The organism is Streptomyces sp. iso_384 (assembly GCF_056172905.1).
This window is the reverse complement of sequence record NZ_JBWBTT010000001.1, coordinates 3,286,900-3,305,813: the sequence shown is the minus strand read 5'-3', so window position 1 is coordinate 3,305,813 and position 18,914 is coordinate 3,286,900. Positions and strand designations below refer to the sequence as shown.

The following is an 18,914-nucleotide window of genomic DNA, read 5'->3' as shown; positions in this document are numbered from 1 at the left end:
CGGACGAATTCTGCGTGTTCAACACCTTCCACCTGCATCCGAATCATGGATCTCCGCGAAGTCACGGATAGTCCGTCCGTCACAGAGGCAAGGGGTGCTGATGCTCACGTTCGAAAGGAAACGCATGGTGTTCATGATGGTCGGGGGGCAACAACACGTATCTGCTTCCTCGTCCGCACTACGTCGATGGGTGGGAACGCGATGAAACTCAGTGACGAACTCCCCACCGATCACCATCTGGTCAAGGTGTACCGGGTGGGAGCCGCTGTGTGCGGGTGCATTCTGCTCGCCTTCGGATGTCTGGGCTTCGCGGACGCTCTGAGCCCGTTCAACACGTCGGGCGACCGCATCGCGGGCATGACGACCAACATCGCTCTCAGTTGGGTCTCCGTCGTCGTCGGCCTGGCCCTGCTCGCCGGGGCCGCAGTGGGCGGAAACTTCGCGTCCACATTGAACATGACAGTCGGAGCGCTCTTCATCCTGAGCGGCTTCTATCATCTGTTCGTTCTGGACAGGTCGGCCAACTTCCTCGACTTCGGTATGACGAACGTCATTTTCAGCTTCGTCATGGGGCTGCTGATTCTGACGTTCGGCATGTACGGGCGGGTTTCCAGCAAGCTGTCGCACGACAATCCCTACTGGCGCAGGCGGCACCCGCGCGAGGCTGCTCGGGAGGCGGCCCTCAGACGCCGTACCGCCATCGCGTCGGCCACGGACTCGGTGGAACAGCCCGGCCCGGAACGCCGACACCCGCTGGTACGAGGGGACGGCACCAGCACTCCCTGAGGCCGGTTGGGGCCCGCGGCGTGGCCGCGGGCCCGAACCGCCCTAGGGCAAGGGTGAGACCTCTGGAGTCAGGTCGAGGCGAAGGCTCCGCGGACCACGCTGTTGCCCGAGTGCTCGGGACTGCCGTTGAACTCCTGTACCGATACGTCGACGATCGGGTATTCGACCAGGTCGACGTTGTCCGGCACGGGCAGGACAGCATGGCCGTCGGAGCCCAGGACACCCATGGAGATGAGTTTCTTGTGGCTGCGATCCATGAGCCAGACCTCGAAGTAGCCTGTGGTCTTCGGCAGACCCTCGACCTTGATGTCCAGCTTCCGCTGCCCCGCCGCGTCCCCCATCCGTGCGGAGCCGAGCGCGCTCGGCAGCAAGGGGTCGAGGGTCCTGCTCGTTCCGGCGACGGTGGACGGCTCCTGGCGATCCACCGCCCACCAAGTGAGACCGCTGCCCGCTGCGGCGCCGAGAAGCGCGGCCGCCGCCGCAAGCGCGAGAGCGGAGCGCCACCGACTGCGTCTGCTTCCGTCGCCCCCCGCCTTACCGTCCGCGACGATGCTGACGTCTTCCCGCGAGCTCGGCCGCGAACCGTACGCCGGGGAATCCTCATCGGGGGTGGGCGAGTCCACTCCCTGGGAAGACAACCCCAGTTCAGCACAGATGCCCGACCACACCTCCGGCGGCGGCTCCACGAGTTCCAGTGGCTCAGCAGCCGATCGGCCGACATCGAGCACCCGGCGCAGGTCGGCCAGCTCCGCCGCACACTCGGTGCAGTCGAGTACATGAGCCGCGACGGAAGGCGGCGGTACGTCGCCCAGGGCGAGCATCGCCAACTCGTCCAGATCACTGTGCGGCACCGTCCACCTCCTCCATCTTGCGCTTCAGCGCGATGAGTCCACGCCGTGCATGCGTCTTCACCGTGCCCAGGGGAAGTCCGGTGCGCTCGGCGATCTGCGTCTGAGTCAGATCGTCGAAAAAGGTCATCTCCAGCACCTGGCGCTGGGCATCGGAGAGATCGGCGAGACACTCCCGCACCAGGAGTTGATCGACGACCGCGTTCGGAGTGGCCTCGGCCACCAGGGTGTCCTCGGCCCTGGCGGCGGACACCGCCTCCAGGTCACGCCGGCGGCGCGACCGCTGATCCAGAGCGTCGGCGATCTTGAAGCGCGTGATACCCATCAGCCAGCCGGGAAGCGTGCCCCGTTCCGGCCGGAACCCCGCCCTCCCGCGCCAGGCTCCGATGAAGACCTGCTGCGCCACGTCCTTCGCCTCCTCCGAGTCCCCCAGCGCGCGGCTGGCCGCGCTGTAGACGAGGGACCCCCATCGGCGATAGGCCGCGGCCAGACATGCTTCATCGCCCAGAGCGAACCCCTTGGCAATATCCTCATCCGTCGTCGGCACGCCGTACAGACTAGTAGCAAGAACCCGAGGTCCACCCCAGGACATCGTCAGCTCGATTCCGGTACGGCAGTGACCACCAGGTTGTCCTGATATCCGCCTCGGTCCTTCAGGTACGGTCCCGTGCAGGTGATCAAGGTGAGGACGGGCGGGCCGTCCCTTCGGAAGACCCCGGAATCCGCGAGTTCTTCTTTGGGCACCGTCTCGCGGGAGGCGATCCGGTACACGCGAGTCGCCCCGTCCGCGGCACGCACCTCGACACGGTCGTTCTGCTCGACGTCGCTGAGCTCGGCCAGCACGCCCAGGCCCTGGGTCTGCGAGTCGACGTGGCCGACGATCACCGAGGACCCTTCGGCGGCGCCGGGGGCCGGACCGAAGCGGTACCAGCCCACTCGGCGGGCGTCGTCGGGGACCTCTGCCTCGCCGTCGGGGGCCACCCCGACGGCGTCGACGGGCGCTTCCACACCCAGGCGCGGGATCACCAGTGAGCGCGGCGAGGCGTTCACCGGCCTCGATGAACTCGAGGACGGTTCGGCACCCGGCGCGGAGGGCTGCGGCGTGGAGCCCGACGGCACCCCGCTCGCCATGGTGGGCCGGGGGGCGAGCGGAGCCCCGAAGTCCGCCGGACCGTCGTCGTCGGTGAGCCGCTCTGTCGCGAAGACGACGAGCATCAACAGGACCGTGAGGGCTGCGGCGAGAAACCCCCAGCGTTTACGTGGGGAACGATGCTTCATCGACGAAGACCTCTGCTTCGGAAAGGGACGAAGAGGGAGGGCAGCGGGACGGAGCAGTCAGGCGCGCGTCCGTCCCGCCGGGTGTCGGCGCTGTTCAGCGCTGCGAGGCGAACAGACGGCGTCCGCCGACGACCGCACCCGCGAGAGCCAGGCCGCCGAGCGCCAAGGACCAGCCGGGGAGTCCGGTGCTGTTCACCGCGTTCTCGCCCGTCTCGCCTGCCGGGACTCCGTGCGGGGCGGAGTGAAGGTCCTTGAACGTCTGCGTCTTGAGCGCGAGGTTCTTGTCGTCGGCGCTGCCCCACGCGTAGACGACGGTGTTGGTTCCCTCGGCCAGGTCGAGGTCGGCGGGGCCGATGGCGACCGTGTCGGTGCCGGCCAGGGTCACGTCGGCCTTGACGGTGCCGGCGTCGACCTCTCCCTTGACCTCCTTGGGGTTCACCAGGCCTTCGAAGACCGGGGTGCCTCCGGCTCGCACGTCGACGGCCGGAGCGGCGGCGACATGGCGGACGGTCAGTCGCGCCTTGCCCGCGGGCACCTTGGACAGGTCGTTGACGAAGGCGTTCAGGGCGGGCTTGCCGTCGGCGGTCAGGTGGGCGACGAGCGTGGCGTTGGCTCCGGCGGGCACATCGACCTTCTTCTCGATGGCGGGCGTGCCGTCGGGGCCCTCGCCGTCCTTGAAGACCTTGATGTCGTAGCTGCCGGCGTCGAGCTTGAGCGGGTCGGTCAGAGTGCCGGGCTCGAAGTCGGGCAGCAGCTCCTTGCCGTTGGCGAAGACGTCGACCTTCAGACCGGGTACGGCGTGGAAGACCGAGACGGTGGCCTGGTCGTCCTTGCCGGCAGCGGGCGCCGCCACTGCGGGGGCGGCCGCGGTCGCCCCGATGACCGTGGCGGTGGCCAGGGCGAGCGCCGCCGCGATGGGCCGAGGAGTCATGAAAGTTCCCTTCTACGGGACTCCTTGACTGGAGTCTGTGCGAGGGTTTCCGCCAAGGCCGCCGTCGCGGTTTCACTTCCGTTGAAGATGTTCTATAAGAGCTTCAACAGACCATCAGTGTGTGCAGACTTCCAGCGAGCGTGATAGTGGCTCGGGCAGGTCGCAGGACGGGGCGCCGGGCCGACTCAGGCCGACGTTCCGCACGGCCTGGGGCAGGGCAGGGGCGTACGCCGTGACGTCACCGGCTGCGTGGGCGGGTGCGGCGGGGCCGAGAGCGGGCAGGAGGCGTCCGCCAGGCCAGGACATAGCCCGCCACAGAGGTCACCGAGCTCTCACGTTGGCTCCCAGGGTGTACGTCACCGCGCAGCTCCGCTCGCCCAGCCCTGCCCGGAGCTGGGCCTCTCACTTGGTGCGGCCGGACAGATCACTTCTACAGTGACGGCAGACGCAGCTTTACCCGAGGAACGACAGACGGACCTGACGGTGGCATTGTCCTTACAGGGCGTTGCGGAGCTGGAAGAGGACAGTCGTGGTGAAGGCCATGGTGGCGGCGGACGCGACGTCACTGAGGTGGCGGGCTCCTGCGAGGAGTGCCAGGGTGCCGGTGGTCATGACGGCGCCGGAGCGCGTGATGGCGGCCAAAGGCGGGCCTCCAGGACGCGTTCCCCGGGTGGCCGTGGCGGACGCTGCATCACGTTGTCCTGCGGAGGGTCGAAGGCGAGAGCCATGGCCGGTGGTCCGTCCATGACGATGTTGACCCACAGCAGCCGGATCGCGGACAGAGGTGCGGGGAGTCCGGCCGGCAGCGCTTCGAGGCTACGCTCGGCACGGCGTTCCCTGAGGTAGCGGACGGTGGCGTCGACGAGCAGGACGACGGTGATGACAAGAGCGTTCTTGACCTCGCCTACGGTTCCGGCGATGACTGCGGTGGCAAGCAGGATGCCGATCAGCCAGCTGCCGAACTGGTCCAGCAGGCGCAGCCACTGCGGCCGGCGGACCGGTTCGGCCGGTTCGTTGGCTCCCCAGGCGTCGGCTCGTCGCCCGGCGTCCTCAGTGGTCAGGCCAAGTGCCGGAACCACTGCGAGCCTGCCGGCCACGTCGGCGGCGTCGCGTCCGTGGGCGTCCGGCCGCGGACCCCCGGTACAGGCAGAGCGCTGCTCTCGGTCGTGGTCTGCTGAGGCCCGGTCATTCCTGGCCGCGGACGACGGTGACGGGGCAGTCGGCGTGATGCAGCAGAGCCTGGCTGACAGATCCGAGCAGCAGGCCGGTGAAGCCACCGCGTCCCCGGGCGCCGACGACGACCAGCTGGGCGTCGCGGCTGGCGTCGAGCAGGGCCGGGCGGATCCGGGCACGCTCCAGCCGCCGCTCCACTGTGACGTGGGAAAAGACCTTCTGCCAGGGCGCGATCGTCTCATCCAGCAGGCGCTGCTCGGCCTCACGGAGCCGTTCGATATCCACCACCATGGCGTTGAGGGGGTCACCGGGGCCTTCATAGGCGCCCTCGCTCCAGGCGTTCCAGACGTGAAGGGCCACCAGCGGCGCCCCGCGCAGAGCGGCCTCGGCGAACGCGAACTCCACCGCGGCCCCAGCGGCGTCGGAGCCGTCTACGGCCAGCAGCACCGCTCCGGACGGATCGGTGCGGCCTCGCACCACCATCAGCGGGCAACCACCGTGCGCGGCCAGATGCACCGCAGTCGAGCCCAGCAGCAACCCCGAGAACCCGCTCAGCCCCCGGCTGCCGACGACGGCCAAGGACGCCGACCTCGATTCGATCTCCATCACCTCCAACGCCTCCCCCGCCACCACCGATCGGGTCACGGCGACACCCGGTGCCGCCGCGTGGGCCCGTTCCTCGGCATCGGCCAGCACTCCCTGCGCCATCGGCTCCAGACCGTGGTCGGCCCGGCTCCACGGCGGCCCGCCGGCCGGTCTGTGTCCGGGCGCATAGCCGAATGCGTGCACGATCCGCAGCGGGGCACCACGCAGGCGCGCCTCACGAGCCGCTACGTCGACCGCCTCAAGGCTGGAAGCGGAACCATCCACCCCTACGATCACCGGATCAGTCATTGCAGTCTCCCGTCCCGGGGCGTCGCCGATGCGCGGCTCCTTGACCTTCATCCTTGTCGCAGCCAACCCGTCGCACCCAGGGACCAACGGGCCCCATTCAAGACCATTCGGTCCTGAAGACCGCCCTGATGCCGTCGCGACCGAGCAGGGCGCCCGCTTCGCGCGCGGTCACCCGCTTCACCGAACCGCGCACCTCCGATGCGACGCGCTCACCACGCGGCAGCACACCAGGATCCTGGTCCGCCGGACGGCACCACGGCCCCCATGGGGCTGACGTCCAGCCTCGAAGGACCACCGTATGAGCCTGCGACAGCACGGGGGCCAGACCGGGCGCCCGTCTGCTTGAGGAGGGCGGGCCCGCAAACCGGTTCCGGGGGATCCGGAGCGGCACCGTCACCCTCGACTCCCAAGCCCCCCTGGCGGCCGGCCCCGGCCATCGATTCTCCGGGTCACGAGGAATTCCTCGGATGGTCCTGGCGCTTTCCGCCCTACCGGCGGCGGCTGGGTGCCCAGGCTTTGATTCAGGTGCGCGCCCGACAAGGGCTGTCCCGTAAGTCGCGTCATGAACGCGCTACCGAAGTCGGCTCAGCCCGGCGCGGAGAAGGCCCTGCAGGAGATATGCAACGCCGAGCACCGCGGCCACGCCGAGAAGGCAATCAAGGACTTCGAGCACACCTATGGAGCGAAGTGGCCGAAAGCGACCAAGAAGGTCACCGCCGAGGCCGACGAGTTCCTCGCATTCCACGACTTCCCCGCCGAGTGCTGGGAGGGGGCACCTGCACACGACGAATCCCGTCGAGAGCACTCTCAGCACCGTGAAGTCGAGGACCAAGGTCACCCGCGGAGCCGGCAGCCCGGCCGCGGCGCCGGTGATGGTGTTCAAGCTCGTCGAGTCCGCACAGGACCGCTGGCGCGCGATCACCGGAGCCCACCTCGTCGCGCTCGTCCGCTCCGGCGCCAGGTTCGAGAACGGTGTCCTCATCGAACGCCAGGAGAACAGTGCCGCGTGATCGCTTCACGGCTGGGCTCACTGATCGCTCAGACAGATGACGAAGCGACCGAAGGCCTCGTCCCCAGCGCGATGACCGGCGAGCTCCGCGCACAACGCAGGGAAATCAGCCCAGGCCTCGCCCTCGACGGCCAACCTGGCAACGATGCCAAGCCCGTTGTGGATGTGTACTTCGTCGACCCACCGGTCGAGGCCGTCGCCCGCCGAGTAGACGAAGAAGTGCGCGTCCTCCATAGCCGGTGCCAGGAGATCGATGAGCTTGTGAAGGTTGCGCATGTCGATGTAGCAGATGTCGGACAGCTGCTCCAGGCAGAGGTAGTCAGCATCAGGTGGGCCAAGGTCGAAGCCCCAGCTTCGCCCATGGACCTTCTGGTTGAGCAGATGGACCGGCCATGCCCCAGTGAGACACCCCCACCCTCACGCACCACCTGACCCACAGCTCCTGACAATTGTTCACATTTCTCAATGAGCACCAGTATGCGCTCGCTCGACGAGCGCCCCGCTTCCGGGCAGCCGGTCTCGACTCTCAGTTGCAGTACGCAGGGGGAAGACGGCCGCCTCTGAGACCGCCACGGCCTGGGCGCCTGCGCGCACGTCCCGGATCACGATCCTCCGTCGCGACGGAAGCACCGCTCACTTCAACGTCACCTCGATGAGGATCTGGGCCGAGGACGGCTTCCCCTCCCACCCCGTCTGCGGCCCGACCATGCCCCCCCCCACACTGACGTTGATCACCTGCGCGACTGGGACAGCGAACGCCGCGCCTACCGTGCCCACCTCATGTTCACGACCGTAGAGCCCGCGCCGTCGGCCGCTGACCGGACCGACCGTGGGGCTTGAGCGCACTGGTGCCTCCCGGCGTCGCCTCTCTGCCACGCCTTGGGGCAGCCGTCAGCGACTCCGTCGCAGCCCGCCGTTCCAGCTGTCCCTTCACCGCGAACTCTCCGGTGGGTGCTCCGTCCGTGTGTCGCGGGTGAACGGGGCACGCGCCACCCGGCAGAAGCCGGTCCGCTCTCCCCGTCGTCCCGCGTGAGCGTTGCTCACTCCGGTTCGGGCACGACGACGACAGGGCAGCCGGAGTGGTGCAGGACCATGTGGGCGACCCGTCCGAGATGAGGTCCCAGATGGCCGGGGCGTCGTCGGCCGACGACGAGGAGGCCGGCGTCTCGCGAGGCGGCCAGGAGGGCCCTGTGAGCGGGACCCTCCACGGTGCGCCGCCGCAGTCGGACCTCCACGGGAGCGTCGATGAGGGCGGCATCCAGTTCCTCGGCTGCCCGCTCCTCGTACAGGCGCTCGGGACCACCGGTGAGCAGAGGGTGGTCGACCGTCTCGTGCACCGGGCACCGCCACGCCCGTACCGCCTCCAAGGGGACACCGCGCCGCTTCGCCTCCTCGTAGGCGAAGCGCACTGCCGCTGTGGGCCCGTCCGCCACTCCGACGACAATGTGATTTCGGCCCCCGCCGACAGCGCGATTGCTGTGGTTACCACGGATCACGACGACCGGGCAGTCGGCTTGCCCGGCAACCGTCAGGCTGACGGAGCCCAGAAGCAGATCGGCGAGACCGCTGCGTCCACGGGTGCCTACGACCACGGCGGACGCGTCGCGGCTTTCGCGCACGAGGGCCTGCTCAGGCGCCTCCAGCATGTCGGCGGTCGTCACGGACAGCTCGGCATGATGGCGCAGCGCCCGCAGGGACGCGGCCGCGAGGATGTCCTCCGCGGTGACACGCCCGGATACGCTGCCCACCTCCGGCGCGAGTGCGGGCCCTTCGTAGCGCTCCCACAGAGAGGCGTACACGATCCGCAGGGGTACCCGGCGCAGGGCGGCCTCGTCGGCCGCCCAGTCGACGGCCCGCAGGCTGGGCTCGGAGCCGTCGACGCCGACGACCAGGGGAAGGTTCATCGCTCTCAGGCTCCCGCGCCGAGATCGAAGACGATGCGGGCCTTGACCTGGCCGTGCAGGACCTCGTCGATCGATTCGTTGACGGCGGTGAGCGGGCGGGTCTCCTGGATGACCTTCGTCCGGCCGTCCGCGTGGAGCTGGAAGACCTCCGCGAGGTCCTGGCGGGTGCCGACGATGGAGCCGATCACCGAAGTGCCGTTGAGCACGGTGTCGAAGATGGGCACCTGGATGGTGCCGTGCGCGGGCAGGGCCACCATGACAAGCTTCCCGCCGCGCCGCAGGCCCGAGTTGACGGCTTCGAAGGCGGCCGGGCTGACAGCGAGGGCGAGGGCGGCGTGGGCGCCGCCGTGCCGCTTCAGCTCCGCCCCGACGTCCTGGGTACGGGCGTCGATGAGGATGTCGGCGCCCAACTCCCGGGCGAGTTCCAGCTTCTCGTCGGTGACGTCGATGGCGGCGACGGTGGCGCCGGCGATCTTCGCGTACTGCACCGCGAGATGGCCGAGACCGCCCACGCCGGAGATGGCGACGAGCTGTGCGGGCCGGACGCCGGCGACCTTCAGGGCCTTGTACGTGGTGACGCCCGCGCAGGTCAGCGGGGCCGCGTCGATGGCGCTGACGCCCTCGGGCACGAGCTGGGCGAAATCGGCCCGGGCCGGCATCTTCTCGGCGTATCCGCCGTCGCAGCCGTAACCGGTGTTGACCTGGCTCTCGCACAGCGTCTCCCAGCCCGACAGACAGTGCTCGCAGCGCCCGCACGCGCTGCCGAGCCACGGCACGGCGACCCGCTGACCGACAGCGAGATGGCTGACTCCCTCGCCGAGCTTCTCGACGAGGCCGACGCCTTCGTGACCGGGCACGAACGGCGGGGTGGGCTTGACGGGCCAGTCACCGTGCGCGGCGTGTATGTCGGTGTGGCACAGCCCGGACGCCTCGACGCGGACGCGGACCTGCCCGGGGCCGGGCTCGGGGTCGGGACGCTCCTCGATGACCAGGGGCTGACCGAATTCCCGTACGACCGCTGCCTTCATGATGTCCTCGTTCTCTTGTGTACGGATGTGTGTCAGTCGTGGGCGACGACGGCGACGGGTGCGGTGGAGTGGTGGAGCACCGCGTGGGTGACGGCGCCGATGTGAGTGCCGAAGGGGTTACGGCGTACACGCCGGCCCACGACGACGAGGGAGGCGTCACGGGAGGCGTCGATCAGGAGCGCGGCGGCGCTGCCCGGGCGGGACACCTCGACGACCTCGACGTCCGGGTACTTCCGCCGCCACGGACGCAGGGTCTCGGCGAGTGCGTCGGCTCGCTGACGGGAGAACTCCTCGTGGTGCTCGAAACCCGACCCGACGGTGTACACGGCGTAGGGCCACGAGTCCCAGGCCCGGACCGCGTACAAGGCGGCCTTCCGACGCTTCGCCTCCTCGAAGGCGAAGGCGATGACGGCGTCGTCGGGGCTGCCGAGGCCGAGGACGACGGGGCGGAAAGCGGTGGCGGCGGACGGGATGCCGACGGGGTCCATGACGTGCTCGTCGGCGGCCTGTTCCCCGGCGCGCACCAGGACCACGGGCACCAGGGTCCTCGCGATCACGGCCTGTCCGACGGAGCCCACGAGGAAACCGCCCAGCCCGCTCAGCGCCCGGGACCCCAGGACCAGCAGCTCAGCGTCGCCGCCCGCTTCCACAAGGGCCTCGGCCGGCGTCCCGCTACGCTCCTCGGTGCTCACCTCGACCCCTGGATGGCGCAGCCTCAGCCCTTCGGCGGCCTCGCGGGGCACCCGCTCGGTCCAGTGCTGCTGGGTCTCGGCTCCCAGGAGGGGTGCCTGGGCCACCGGCTCCGGCACCGGCATCCACACGTGGATCAGCCGCACCGGCAGGTCACGCAGCTCCGCCTCGCGCGCCGCCCATTCCGCGGCGGCACCGCTCTCGGCCGATCCGTCGAGTCCTACGGTGATCGATCGGGCCATGATGGTCTCCTCAGGTTTCGGATGCTCCGGTTCCAGCGTCACGTTCGGCCGGCTCTCGGGACAGGGGCCGCAGGTCCCCCACAGGGGCCGACCGGCCCCATCGGCTCGGGTGTGCGGCGGTCCGAGCACCGGAGACGTTCAGCCTCAGTCATCCGTTGCCGCGGACGACCGGAAGAAGACGGCCACAACCGCGCCCGGTCGAGGGGCACCGGACGGGTACCGCTCGGGCCCGGCGTGAGCTGCCGCTCCGCCCAGGCCGCTCGGCCGGAGCGGGAGAGAAGGCATCGCACGCACCTTCGTCCGCACGGCGAGAGGAAACGGACGGCGGCCCTACCTGGGAGGGCAGTCGTGAGGCACGACCGCCACGGGGGCTGTGGCGTGGTGCAGTACGGCGTGGGTGACCGGACCGAGACGCCGCAGGCCCGCCTCGTGGCTGCGCCGCCCGACGACCACGAGGCCGGCACCGGCGCTGTTGGACAGCAGGACCTCGGAGGCCGAGCCGATCTCGAACTGCTCGACGACCTCGACCTGCGGATACTTGTCACGCCACGGCTTGAGGGTCTCGGCCAGGACCTCCCTGTTGATCTGCTCCACACCGTTCGCCTCTTCGACCAGGTAGACCGAACCCGGACTCCAGGCGAGGGCCGTCGGGACGCTCCAGGCGTGGACAGCACGCAGGGTCGCTCCGCGTTCGGCCGCGGCTGAGAAGGCGAACTCCAGGACCGCGTCACCGATCTGCCCGGGTTCCACGCCGACCACCACTTCCTGAGCCTGCTGGGGCGTGCCGGAATGCGGCTTCCCGACCATGACGACCGGCCCGGCCGCATGGCGCAGCACTTTCATCGAGACGGAACCGATCAGGTAGCCGGTCAGGGTGCCGTAACCGCGCGATCCCAGCACCAGCATGTCGGCGCTTGCGGCTTCGGCCAGGAGGGTGGGCACCGGGTCGGCGACGATCAGCTCGGTCGTGACGTCCAGGGCCGGATGCTCCCTGGCCACGCGGGACCGGGCCTCGTCGAGCATGTTGCGTACCCAGCGCTCCTCGGCCGCCCGGTCTCCGACGTACGCCACGTCGGTGGGGCTCAAGACCCAGGCGTGCACCAGTCGCAGGGCCGATCCCCGGCGCTCCGCCTCCTGCGCCGCCCAGTCCGCCGCCGCCGAGGCGTGGTCGGTCCCGTCCAGTCCTACGGTGATGATGCCGGACATGTTGGCCTCCTGATACTGCCGCTGGGAACGGAAGCCCCCGGCGGACGTGATGACGTACTGGTGTGAGCCTCACACGGGGGCGGCGAACGGCGCTGGGGCCGATCGTCCCTGGTGTGGGCCTGAGCGGCCCTCATCGTGCTGCCCGACGGGGCCTCGAATCGGTGTCGGGCCGGTGGGATGGGCGCGACCGCCGAAAGGGCCGCTCCGGGGGCCGGTGTGCCGTGGAAGCGGCGTTGGCCGGCCCTGTCGGTCTCCCTGTCCGCGTCGGCCGACCGTACGTGCTCACAGGTGAGGGACCACTGCTACTGGTGATGCGGCGTGGTGCAGCACCGCGTGCGTGACCGTCCCGACGTGCGGGACGAACGGAGCGCGACGTATACGCCGCCCCACCACCACCAGCGAGGCGTCCGCGAAGGCGTCCACGAGATGGTGGGCGGCCCTGCCGACGACACACCGTTCCGTGACCTCGACCTGCGGGAACGTGCCGCTCACCCTTCCGCCCCGCGCCACCGCGCACCCGACGCCGAAGGTCCGCAGTGCAGGACCGAACGTCCCCTGGATGAAGGGACGTTCGGGGCAGTCGGGCGAATGGACCGGACCGTTGCCGGGCCGGTCCCGCAAGGGGCTCACGCACGCGTCACCACGGGCCGAGGCCGGACAGCGCCTTCGGCGGCCCTGCCGACTCGGACCTGGACGAGAAGGAGCACCGATGAACCGCGCCACGCTCGCCGCCACGCCTCGGGAACATCCGGTCCGGGCTGCCGGGGCCGTGCCGTCCCTGACCCACGCCCCGCCGTGGTGCTGAGGCCGCCCTCACGGAGGGGCGCACCCCCCTACCAGGACCGCCGGGATCCGACCGGTGCAGCGTGTGCTACGGGCGAAGGGCAGAGCCGCAACGGGACGGACACCGACCGGGCCGCCGAGAAAAGAGGTCGGAAGCACCGCTCAACAGCTGAGCCGCGCGTCACGAGGCGGGCCGGGCGCCCTCCGCAGTGCCCGAGGACAGTCCCAGGGGAGCGTGCCACACGAGCCGCGCCCCCTTTCCTCCCGGGCTCTCCAGCACCATGTCGCCGCCGAGCGTCCGCGCGCGTTCCGCCATGTTGGCCAGGCCGCTGCGGCGGCCTCCGGCCGGGATACCGACGCCGTTGTCCGTGACCGTCAGGCGGACCTGCTTGCCGTCGGTGTCCAGCACCACGTCGGCGCGGTCGGCTCGGGCGTGCCGGGCGATGTTGGTCAGGGACTCGGTGAGGACGGCCATGACATGGTCCGCGGTCTGACCGGGCACGTGCGTGTCGAGCAGGCCCTCCATACGGACACTGGGGGCGAACCCCAGGAGAGGAGCTGCCTCGCCGATCGCGCGTACCGCGCGGGAGCGCAGGCCGGGCGCCGTGTCGTCGTCGCGGGAGCGCAGGCCGAAGATCGTCGACCTGATGATCTTGATGGTTTCGTCGAGGTCGTCCACCGCCCGCAGAATACGCTCGGAAGCCACGTCGTCCTGGACGCGCCGCCCGGCACTCTGCAGCGTCATACCGGTGGCGAAGAGCCGTTGGATGGCCAGGTCGTGCAGGTCGCGGGCGATCCGGTCGCGGTCCTCCAGCAGCGCGATCTGCTCGGCGTCCTGGCGACGTTCCGCAAGCTCCATCGCGACGGCGGCCTGCGCGGCGAAGACCTGGAGCGACTCGATTTCCTTCCCGGTGAACTCCTGGCCGCCCGACTCCCGGACCAGCAGGACGGCTCCCTGGGCCTCGTCGCGCGAGCCGATGGGCACGGCGACGGCCGGTCCCAGCCCGTCGAAGCGCGGCGGGGCGATGGAGAGCGGGGAGTCACGTGAGATGTCCGCGGTGCTGACCGGAGCCCGGCGAACGAACGCCTGCCCGACGAGAGTGCCTTCCACCGGCAGGACGACTCCCCGCCAGACGTCGGCCTCCTGGCCAATCGCGAGTTCCACGGCGAGTGTGCTTGTCCCACTCACCGGCATGGCCACGACGCTCAGCGCCGAAGCGGTGATCTCCCTGGCCCGCTCCGCGATCAGCGGCAGCACCCCGCCCTGGTCGGCACCGGACATCAACGTGTGGGTGATCTCCGCGTTCGCCTGCAGCCAGCGCTCGCGCAGCCGGGACTCCTCGTAGAGACGGGCGTTGTCGATAGCCACGCCGGCCGCCACGGCCAGCGTGGCGAGCACGGACTCGTCGTCCTCGTCGAACTGCTGCCCGCCGCGCTTCTCCGTCAGGTACAGGTTGCCGAAGACGTGGTCACGCACCCGGATGGGGACACCGAGGAAGGTGTTCATGGGCGGGTGGTGGGCCGGGAAGCCGTAGGAGGCCGGGTGCTCGGAGAGCTTGGGCAGACGCAGTGACTCGGGGTGGCGGATCAGCTCGCCCAGGATGCCGTGGCCTTCCGGGTAGGGTCCGATCTTCGCGATCTGCTCCTCGTCCACACCCACCGTGTGGAATGCCGACAGGCGTGTGCCGTTCGGGCCGATCACCCCGAGCGCGGCGTACTCGGCGTCGACCAGGGCCGCCGCGGCCTCCACGATGCTGCGCAGCGCCTGCTCAAGGTCCAGCTCGCGGCCGACCGACAGCACGGCCTCCAGGAGGCTGTGAACCCGGCCCCGGGTCCCGCGCGCCGCGTCCAGCCGGGCCTGGAGCTCCTCCAGCAATTCGTCCAGTCGCAGTTGCGGCAGCCGTACCCGCGCCTCGCCGGGCCCTTCGGCGTTCTTCACCACCGGCTGTTCCTCCAACGCCACACCATCTCTCGGCGACCCGTCCCGTGCATCGCCACAGTAACGGCTCGAACAGGAGCGGCACGAGGGACCGACGCAGCCGTGCGGTGGTGCCGGCCGCGCCTTGGTCTTCAGCGCCCGTCGGGTCGCATACGGTCGCGGGCCCGGGTGGCGATGACCGCGGCCTGGATGCGGCGCTCCACGCCGAGCTTGGCGAGCAGGCGGGAGATGTGGTTCTTCACCGTCTTCTCCGCGAGGTACAGCCGCTGCCCGATCTGCCGGTTGGTCAGCCCGTCCCCGATCAGGTCGAGAATCTCGCGCTCGCGGTCGGTCAGCCCCGGCAGCATGTCCGGCTCCTCGGCCGGCGGCTGCCCGCTCCGCAGCCGCGCCATGAGCTTGGTGGTGGCGCTCGCGTCCAGCAGCGACTGGCCGCGGGCCACCGTCCGCACGGCCGTGACCAGGTCCGATCCCTGGATCTGCTTCAGGACGTAGCCGGCGGCTCCCGCCATGATCGAGTCCAGCAGTGCTTCCTCGTCGTCGAAGGAGGTCAGCATCAGACAGGCCAGGTCCGGCATCGCCGAGCGCAGTTCTCGGCAGACGGTCACCCCGTCGCCGTCCGGCAGACGCACGTCGAGGACGGCCACGTCGGGTCGCAGGGCGGGGGCCCTCACCAATGCCTGCTCCGCCGTCGCCGCCTCTCCGATGACCGCTATATCCGGTTCGTCCTCCAGCAGGTCGTGCACCCCTCGCCGTACCACCTCGTGGTCGTCCAGGAGGAACACCCTGATCGGGCTGCCCGTGCTGCCGTCCTGCTCGCTGTGCGCCATCGACCGCTCCTGGTACGCCTCGTCCTGTGCTGGCATCCTCATCTTGTCGGACAGTCCGGGACCAGGGCCGGTCGGCCCCACTTTCGCCCGTGTCAATGGGCCACGAGTCCATGCTCGCGGAGCTGCCCCCGTACCCGGTCCACCAGTGCCGGTTCGGGAATCGACGTGTCACGCAGAAGGAAAGGGATGCCGCGTGCGGCGTACTTGGCGGCGCCGAGCTTGTGGGACGGAAGGACGTCGACCCGCTCCACGCAGCCCAGGCCGGAGAGGAACGAGGCGAGTTGGTCGACGGCGGACGTCGCCGGTCGGTGCCGCCGCGAACGATCCCGAGCTGCTGGCCATCGTGCACCTGGCCGGAGCCGGCGGGGACGGTCCCCTGTCCTTGCGGTCGCTGTGCGAGGCCGTCGAACGGCGTCACAGCGGGTACGGCATCCCCGTCACCGCGGTGGGGGGGGGCGCTGGACGCGTCCGGCCGGATAGCGATGCGGGACTTCACCGGGCAGCTAGGGCCTTTCGTTTGGATCAGGCCGGATCAGGGAGCGGGGGCCGGTGCGTGCAGCTGCAGGGCGGAGGAGGGAGTCACTGCGGAGCATCGGCGACTGACGACAACGCCGCAGATGTGCGTGCCGGCCCCCGCGAGCCCGGCCTGATCCAAACGAAAGGCCCTAGCCGTGCCGCATCTTCCTGCCCTGCACTTCGAACGCCATGCACAGGTGGCTCTGTTGTGGACCGCGCGGGACCGGCGGGAGGACTGGCTGCGGGCGGGCCAGGCGCTGCGGCACGTGCTGCTCACAGCGACCTCGTACGGGGGTACGCACCTCGATACTGCACCAGGTGATGGAGTGGACGGATCTGCGGGTGGCGGTGAGCGGTTCGCAGCAGCGGTGCCCGCAGCTGCTGATCCGGTTCGGGTACGGCACCGCGGGCGGTCGCACCCCGCGCGCGGCCGCGTATGCCGCATCGTCCGCAACGCCAGGAGCGGCGGCTTCCGGTGAGGGGACCGCCCCATCCGGTCGACCGTGTCCGGTCGGCACTGCCGACCGGAGAGGCATACGGAACGCCCGCAGCAGCTGCCTCATCCGGTGGTGCGTGTACCCGTGATCTCGCGGCCCGTGACCAGCTCGGACTCGATACGCACAAAGACCCCGTCACGTACGGGCATCCAGGAATGCGGGCCGGACCGCGAGAGCCGTTCCTGCTCGGCGGGCTCGGTCACCATGCCGGCCCGACCGGTGACGACCACGCTCCAGCCCGACCGGGTCGCCGCGCTGAACTCGTCCGCCTCGAACGCGACCACGGCACCATCGACGGCGTGCACGAGGTCGGAGACCTCCGAGGTGTACAGCACAACGGAGTCGTCCTCGTCCAGGACGAAGCTGACCGGGAGGACCGCGGGCAGCGCCTGCCGGGTGTACACGACCCGGCCGAGCGGCACTTCGGCCAGCAGACGAAGGCATTCCAGCCGGTCGAGAATGCGGATGGCGTCGTTCTCGAGCATCCCACCATCCTCCGCGCCGCGGTGTGACGCCGGGTAGGGCCGGTCGGCCCTATCCGCGGGTCCTCGCAGCAGACGGCCGCATCCTCCGCTCCGACCGAGTCGTGTGAGCAATGCGGGGCGCACTTTCGCAGAGGGGCCGGCCGGATGCGATGGAGGACCGTCAGTCTCGCGGCAGGGGACCGTCGGCCATGCAGTCCCGGTGCCCCGAGAACACAGTGGCTGAGCAGTCGCAGAACCGCAGGCGGAAGGCCTCCGGATCACCTGCTGCTCATGTCGCAGCAATACAGAAAAGGAAAAGACGGACAGTACGGTCCAGACTTCGACGACCGAGCGCAACAGGACGGCGTCGGGTGCGCCGATGCCCGGCCGGGCCTGGCTGATGCTGGCCCTCGCCACCGTCGGTTTCGCGGTCGACTTCCGGGCCTGGGCGCTCCTCGCCCGCTCGGCCCTCGGCTCAAGGACGGTCTCGACCTGTCGTCGTTCGAGCAGTCGCTGCTGACGGCGGTGCCGGTCGTCCTCGGTTCTCCGGGCCGGATCCAGGTCAGCGCACTGACCGACCGGTTCGGCGGACTGGTGATGTTCCCGATCGTGTCGGCGGCCACCATCGTGAAGGTGCTCCGCCTCGGCCTGGCCGGGCACTCCTCACTCGCCGCCCTGCTCATCGGCGGGTTCTTCCCGGACCGGCGCCCCAGACCGGCGACGGCGAATGGCAGCGACTGCCTGACCAGTTGCGTTCGCCGTGGTGCCGTTCCAACGGGACGCGAGGAGAGCACTGCTGCTCTTCGTGGCATGGCCGTTCATCCGACTTCCGCACATGGTCACCCGCACCCCTGTGCTACACGCCTGCGGCAAGGCGGCCGACGCCGAAGAACTCCTTACCCGCGTTCGCGACGCGGCGAGGAGCTGTACCAGCTACGAGGACGACATGGGCCTCGACCTGACCCATCACCGCTCTCCCCGGCCCAGATCCGGGCCCGGCGGACGATGCCATCGCCGACAAGAGGGGCCAACGCCGTTCGTGCGGTCGAAGGAGTGGTGGACGTAGCGAATGGATCTTGAGCAACCCCATTCCTTGCTCGGCTGTATGAGCTCGAAGGGCCGGTCCACCACATGCACCCGGACCGACACTCCTGGGACAATGCCCAGGAGGGGCGCAGCAGACGCATCCGATAGCAAGGACCGCAGATGGGCGATACACCGACCAACACCGCCGTGACGCGCGTTTTTCTGCTGGACGACCACGAGGTCGTTCGCCGCGGAATACGGGATCTGCTGGCGGCCGAGCAGGACCTCGCCGTCGTCGGCGAGGCATCGACGGCTGATCAAGCCCTGGCCCGCGGGCCGGCGCTGCGACCCGACGTAGCGGTGCTCGATGTCAGGCTGCCCGACGGGAACGGCATCACTGTCTGCCGGGAGCTGCGGTCACGCATGCCCGACCTGGCGTGCCTGATACTCACCTCGTTCGACGACGAGGACGCCCTTCTCGACGCCATCATGGCGGGCGCGGCCGGATACGTGCTCAAACAGATCAACGGTTCGGACCTGGTATCGGCCGTACGGACCGTGGCATCGGGTCGGTCGATGCTCGACCCGTCGACCACGGCCAGGCTCATGCGGTCCCTGCGCGAGTCCGAGGCCGATTCGCCGCCGGAGGACGAGAGGCTCGCGGTCCTCTCCGAGCGCGAGCGTTCCGTTCTCGATCTCATCGGCGAGGGACTGACCAACCGGCAGATCGCCAAGCGGCTCTATCTGTCGGAGAAGACCGTCAAGAACCATATTTCCCGCCTGCTCGGGAAGCTCGGGGTCGAGCGCCGGGTGCAGGCAGCTGTCATTGCGGCCGAGGTCCGGGAGCATCAGCAGCGTGAGCAGTGAGTGCGC

The 18,914-nt window shown here is 69.8% G+C and carries 16 protein-coding genes and 4 pseudogenes; 4 read left to right on the top strand and 16 right to left on the bottom strand.

What is annotated here, in order from left to right:
* Positions 1–201 precede the first annotated feature (201 nt).
* Positions 202–786, top strand: a complete 585-nt coding sequence (locus tag AC0VY3_RS14735) for a DUF4383 domain-containing protein (RefSeq protein WP_103511516.1) — start codon at positions 202–204, stop codon at positions 784–786.
* Positions 787–854: 68 nt separating this feature from the next.
* Here AC0VY3_RS14735 and AC0VY3_RS14730 read toward each other — a convergent pair whose 3' ends face one another.
* The 6 genes from AC0VY3_RS14730 to AC0VY3_RS14705 form a co-directional block, all read right to left on the bottom strand.
* Complete coding sequence (locus AC0VY3_RS14730; protein WP_475549751.1) at positions 855–1,637, bottom strand: anti-sigma factor; 783 nt, start codon at positions 1,635–1,637, stop codon at positions 855–857.
* Entirely contained in the window at positions 1,624–2,181 is a 558-nt protein-coding gene (locus AC0VY3_RS14725; protein ID WP_258047334.1) for a sigma-70 family RNA polymerase sigma factor, read from the bottom strand. The genes AC0VY3_RS14730 and AC0VY3_RS14725 overlap by 14 nt, the downstream gene beginning before the upstream one ends.
* Before the next feature lie 47 nt (positions 2,182–2,228).
* Positions 2,229–2,912, bottom strand: a complete 684-nt coding sequence (locus AC0VY3_RS14720; protein WP_258047335.1) for a class F sortase — start codon at positions 2,910–2,912, stop codon at positions 2,229–2,231.
* Between the two features lie 94 nt (positions 2,913–3,006).
* Positions 3,007–3,843 carry a DUF4397 domain-containing protein gene (locus tag AC0VY3_RS14715; protein WP_475549750.1) on the bottom strand — a complete coding sequence of 279 codons (837 nt, stop codon included), beginning with the start codon at positions 3,841–3,843 and terminating at the stop codon, positions 3,007–3,009.
* Between the two features lie 608 nt (positions 3,844–4,451).
* The gene (locus tag AC0VY3_RS14710; protein ID WP_146065930.1) at positions 4,452–5,120 is read right to left on the bottom strand and encodes a cation-translocating P-type ATPase C-terminal domain-containing protein; all 669 of its coding nucleotides are present in this window, start codon (positions 5,118–5,120) and stop codon (positions 4,452–4,454) included.
* On the bottom strand, positions 5,029–5,910 hold the full coding sequence (locus tag AC0VY3_RS14705) for a universal stress protein (RefSeq protein ID WP_475551679.1): 882 nt from the start codon (positions 5,908–5,910) through the stop codon (positions 5,029–5,031). The genes AC0VY3_RS14710 and AC0VY3_RS14705 overlap by 92 nt, the downstream gene beginning before the upstream one ends.
* Positions 5,911–6,469: 559 nt before the next feature.
* Between AC0VY3_RS14705 and AC0VY3_RS14700 the strand changes: the two are divergent.
* Positions 6,470–6,920 (top strand): annotated as a pseudogene (locus AC0VY3_RS14700) (transposase); the annotation flags it as partial.
* 17 nt (positions 6,921–6,937) lie between these two features.
* On the opposite strand, the gene AC0VY3_RS14695 reads toward AC0VY3_RS14700, so the two are convergent.
* The 10 genes and pseudogenes from AC0VY3_RS14695 to AC0VY3_RS14650 form a co-directional block, all read right to left on the bottom strand.
* On the bottom strand, positions 6,938–7,195 hold the full coding sequence (locus AC0VY3_RS14695; protein ID WP_258047337.1) for a hypothetical protein: 258 nt from the start codon (positions 7,193–7,195) through the stop codon (positions 6,938–6,940).
* 764 nt (positions 7,196–7,959) lie between these two features.
* The gene (locus AC0VY3_RS14690; RefSeq protein WP_475549749.1) at positions 7,960–8,823 is read right to left on the bottom strand and encodes a universal stress protein; all 864 of its coding nucleotides are present in this window, start codon (positions 8,821–8,823) and stop codon (positions 7,960–7,962) included.
* Positions 8,824–8,828: 5 nt separating this feature from the next.
* Entirely contained in the window at positions 8,829–9,851 is a 1,023-nt protein-coding gene (locus AC0VY3_RS14685; RefSeq protein ID WP_103511524.1) for a zinc-dependent alcohol dehydrogenase, read from the bottom strand.
* 32 nt (positions 9,852–9,883) lie between these two features.
* On the bottom strand, positions 9,884–10,783 hold the full coding sequence (locus AC0VY3_RS14680) for a universal stress protein (RefSeq protein WP_103511525.1): 900 nt from the start codon (positions 10,781–10,783) through the stop codon (positions 9,884–9,886).
* A gap of 330 nt (positions 10,784–11,113) precedes the next feature.
* Positions 11,114–11,989, bottom strand: a complete 876-nt coding sequence (locus AC0VY3_RS14675) for a universal stress protein (protein ID WP_475549748.1) — start codon at positions 11,987–11,989, stop codon at positions 11,114–11,116.
* Positions 11,990–12,271: 282 nt separating this feature from the next.
* A pseudogene (locus tag AC0VY3_RS14670) lies at positions 12,272–12,469 on the bottom strand (universal stress protein); the annotation flags it as partial.
* 484 nt (positions 12,470–12,953) lie between these two features.
* Positions 12,954–14,711, bottom strand: a complete 1,758-nt coding sequence (locus AC0VY3_RS14665) for a sensor histidine kinase (protein WP_475551678.1) — start codon at positions 14,709–14,711, stop codon at positions 12,954–12,956.
* A gap of 131 nt (positions 14,712–14,842) precedes the next feature.
* Positions 14,843–15,538, bottom strand: a complete 696-nt coding sequence (locus AC0VY3_RS14660) for a response regulator (protein WP_103511527.1) — start codon at positions 15,536–15,538, stop codon at positions 14,843–14,845.
* A gap of 92 nt (positions 15,539–15,630) precedes the next feature.
* A pseudogene (locus AC0VY3_RS14655) lies at positions 15,631–15,834 on the bottom strand (pyruvate formate-lyase-activating protein); the annotation flags it as partial.
* A gap of 779 nt (positions 15,835–16,613) precedes the next feature.
* A complete protein-coding gene (locus AC0VY3_RS14650; protein WP_103511528.1) occupies positions 16,614–17,036 on the bottom strand; it encodes a pyridoxamine 5'-phosphate oxidase family protein in 423 nt (140 codons plus the stop codon).
* A 358-nt stretch (positions 17,037–17,394) separates the two neighbouring features.
* Between AC0VY3_RS14650 and AC0VY3_RS14645 the strand changes: the two are divergent.
* Both AC0VY3_RS14645 and AC0VY3_RS14640 read left to right on the top strand, forming a co-directional pair.
* Positions 17,395–17,708 (top strand): annotated as a pseudogene (locus AC0VY3_RS14645) (MFS transporter); the annotation flags it as partial.
* Positions 17,709–18,221: 513 nt separating this feature from the next.
* Positions 18,222–18,908: a response regulator gene (locus tag AC0VY3_RS14640; RefSeq protein WP_278191893.1), complete on the top strand. Its 687-nt coding sequence runs from the start codon at positions 18,222–18,224 to the stop codon at positions 18,906–18,908.
* Positions 18,909–18,914 lie beyond the last annotated feature (6 nt).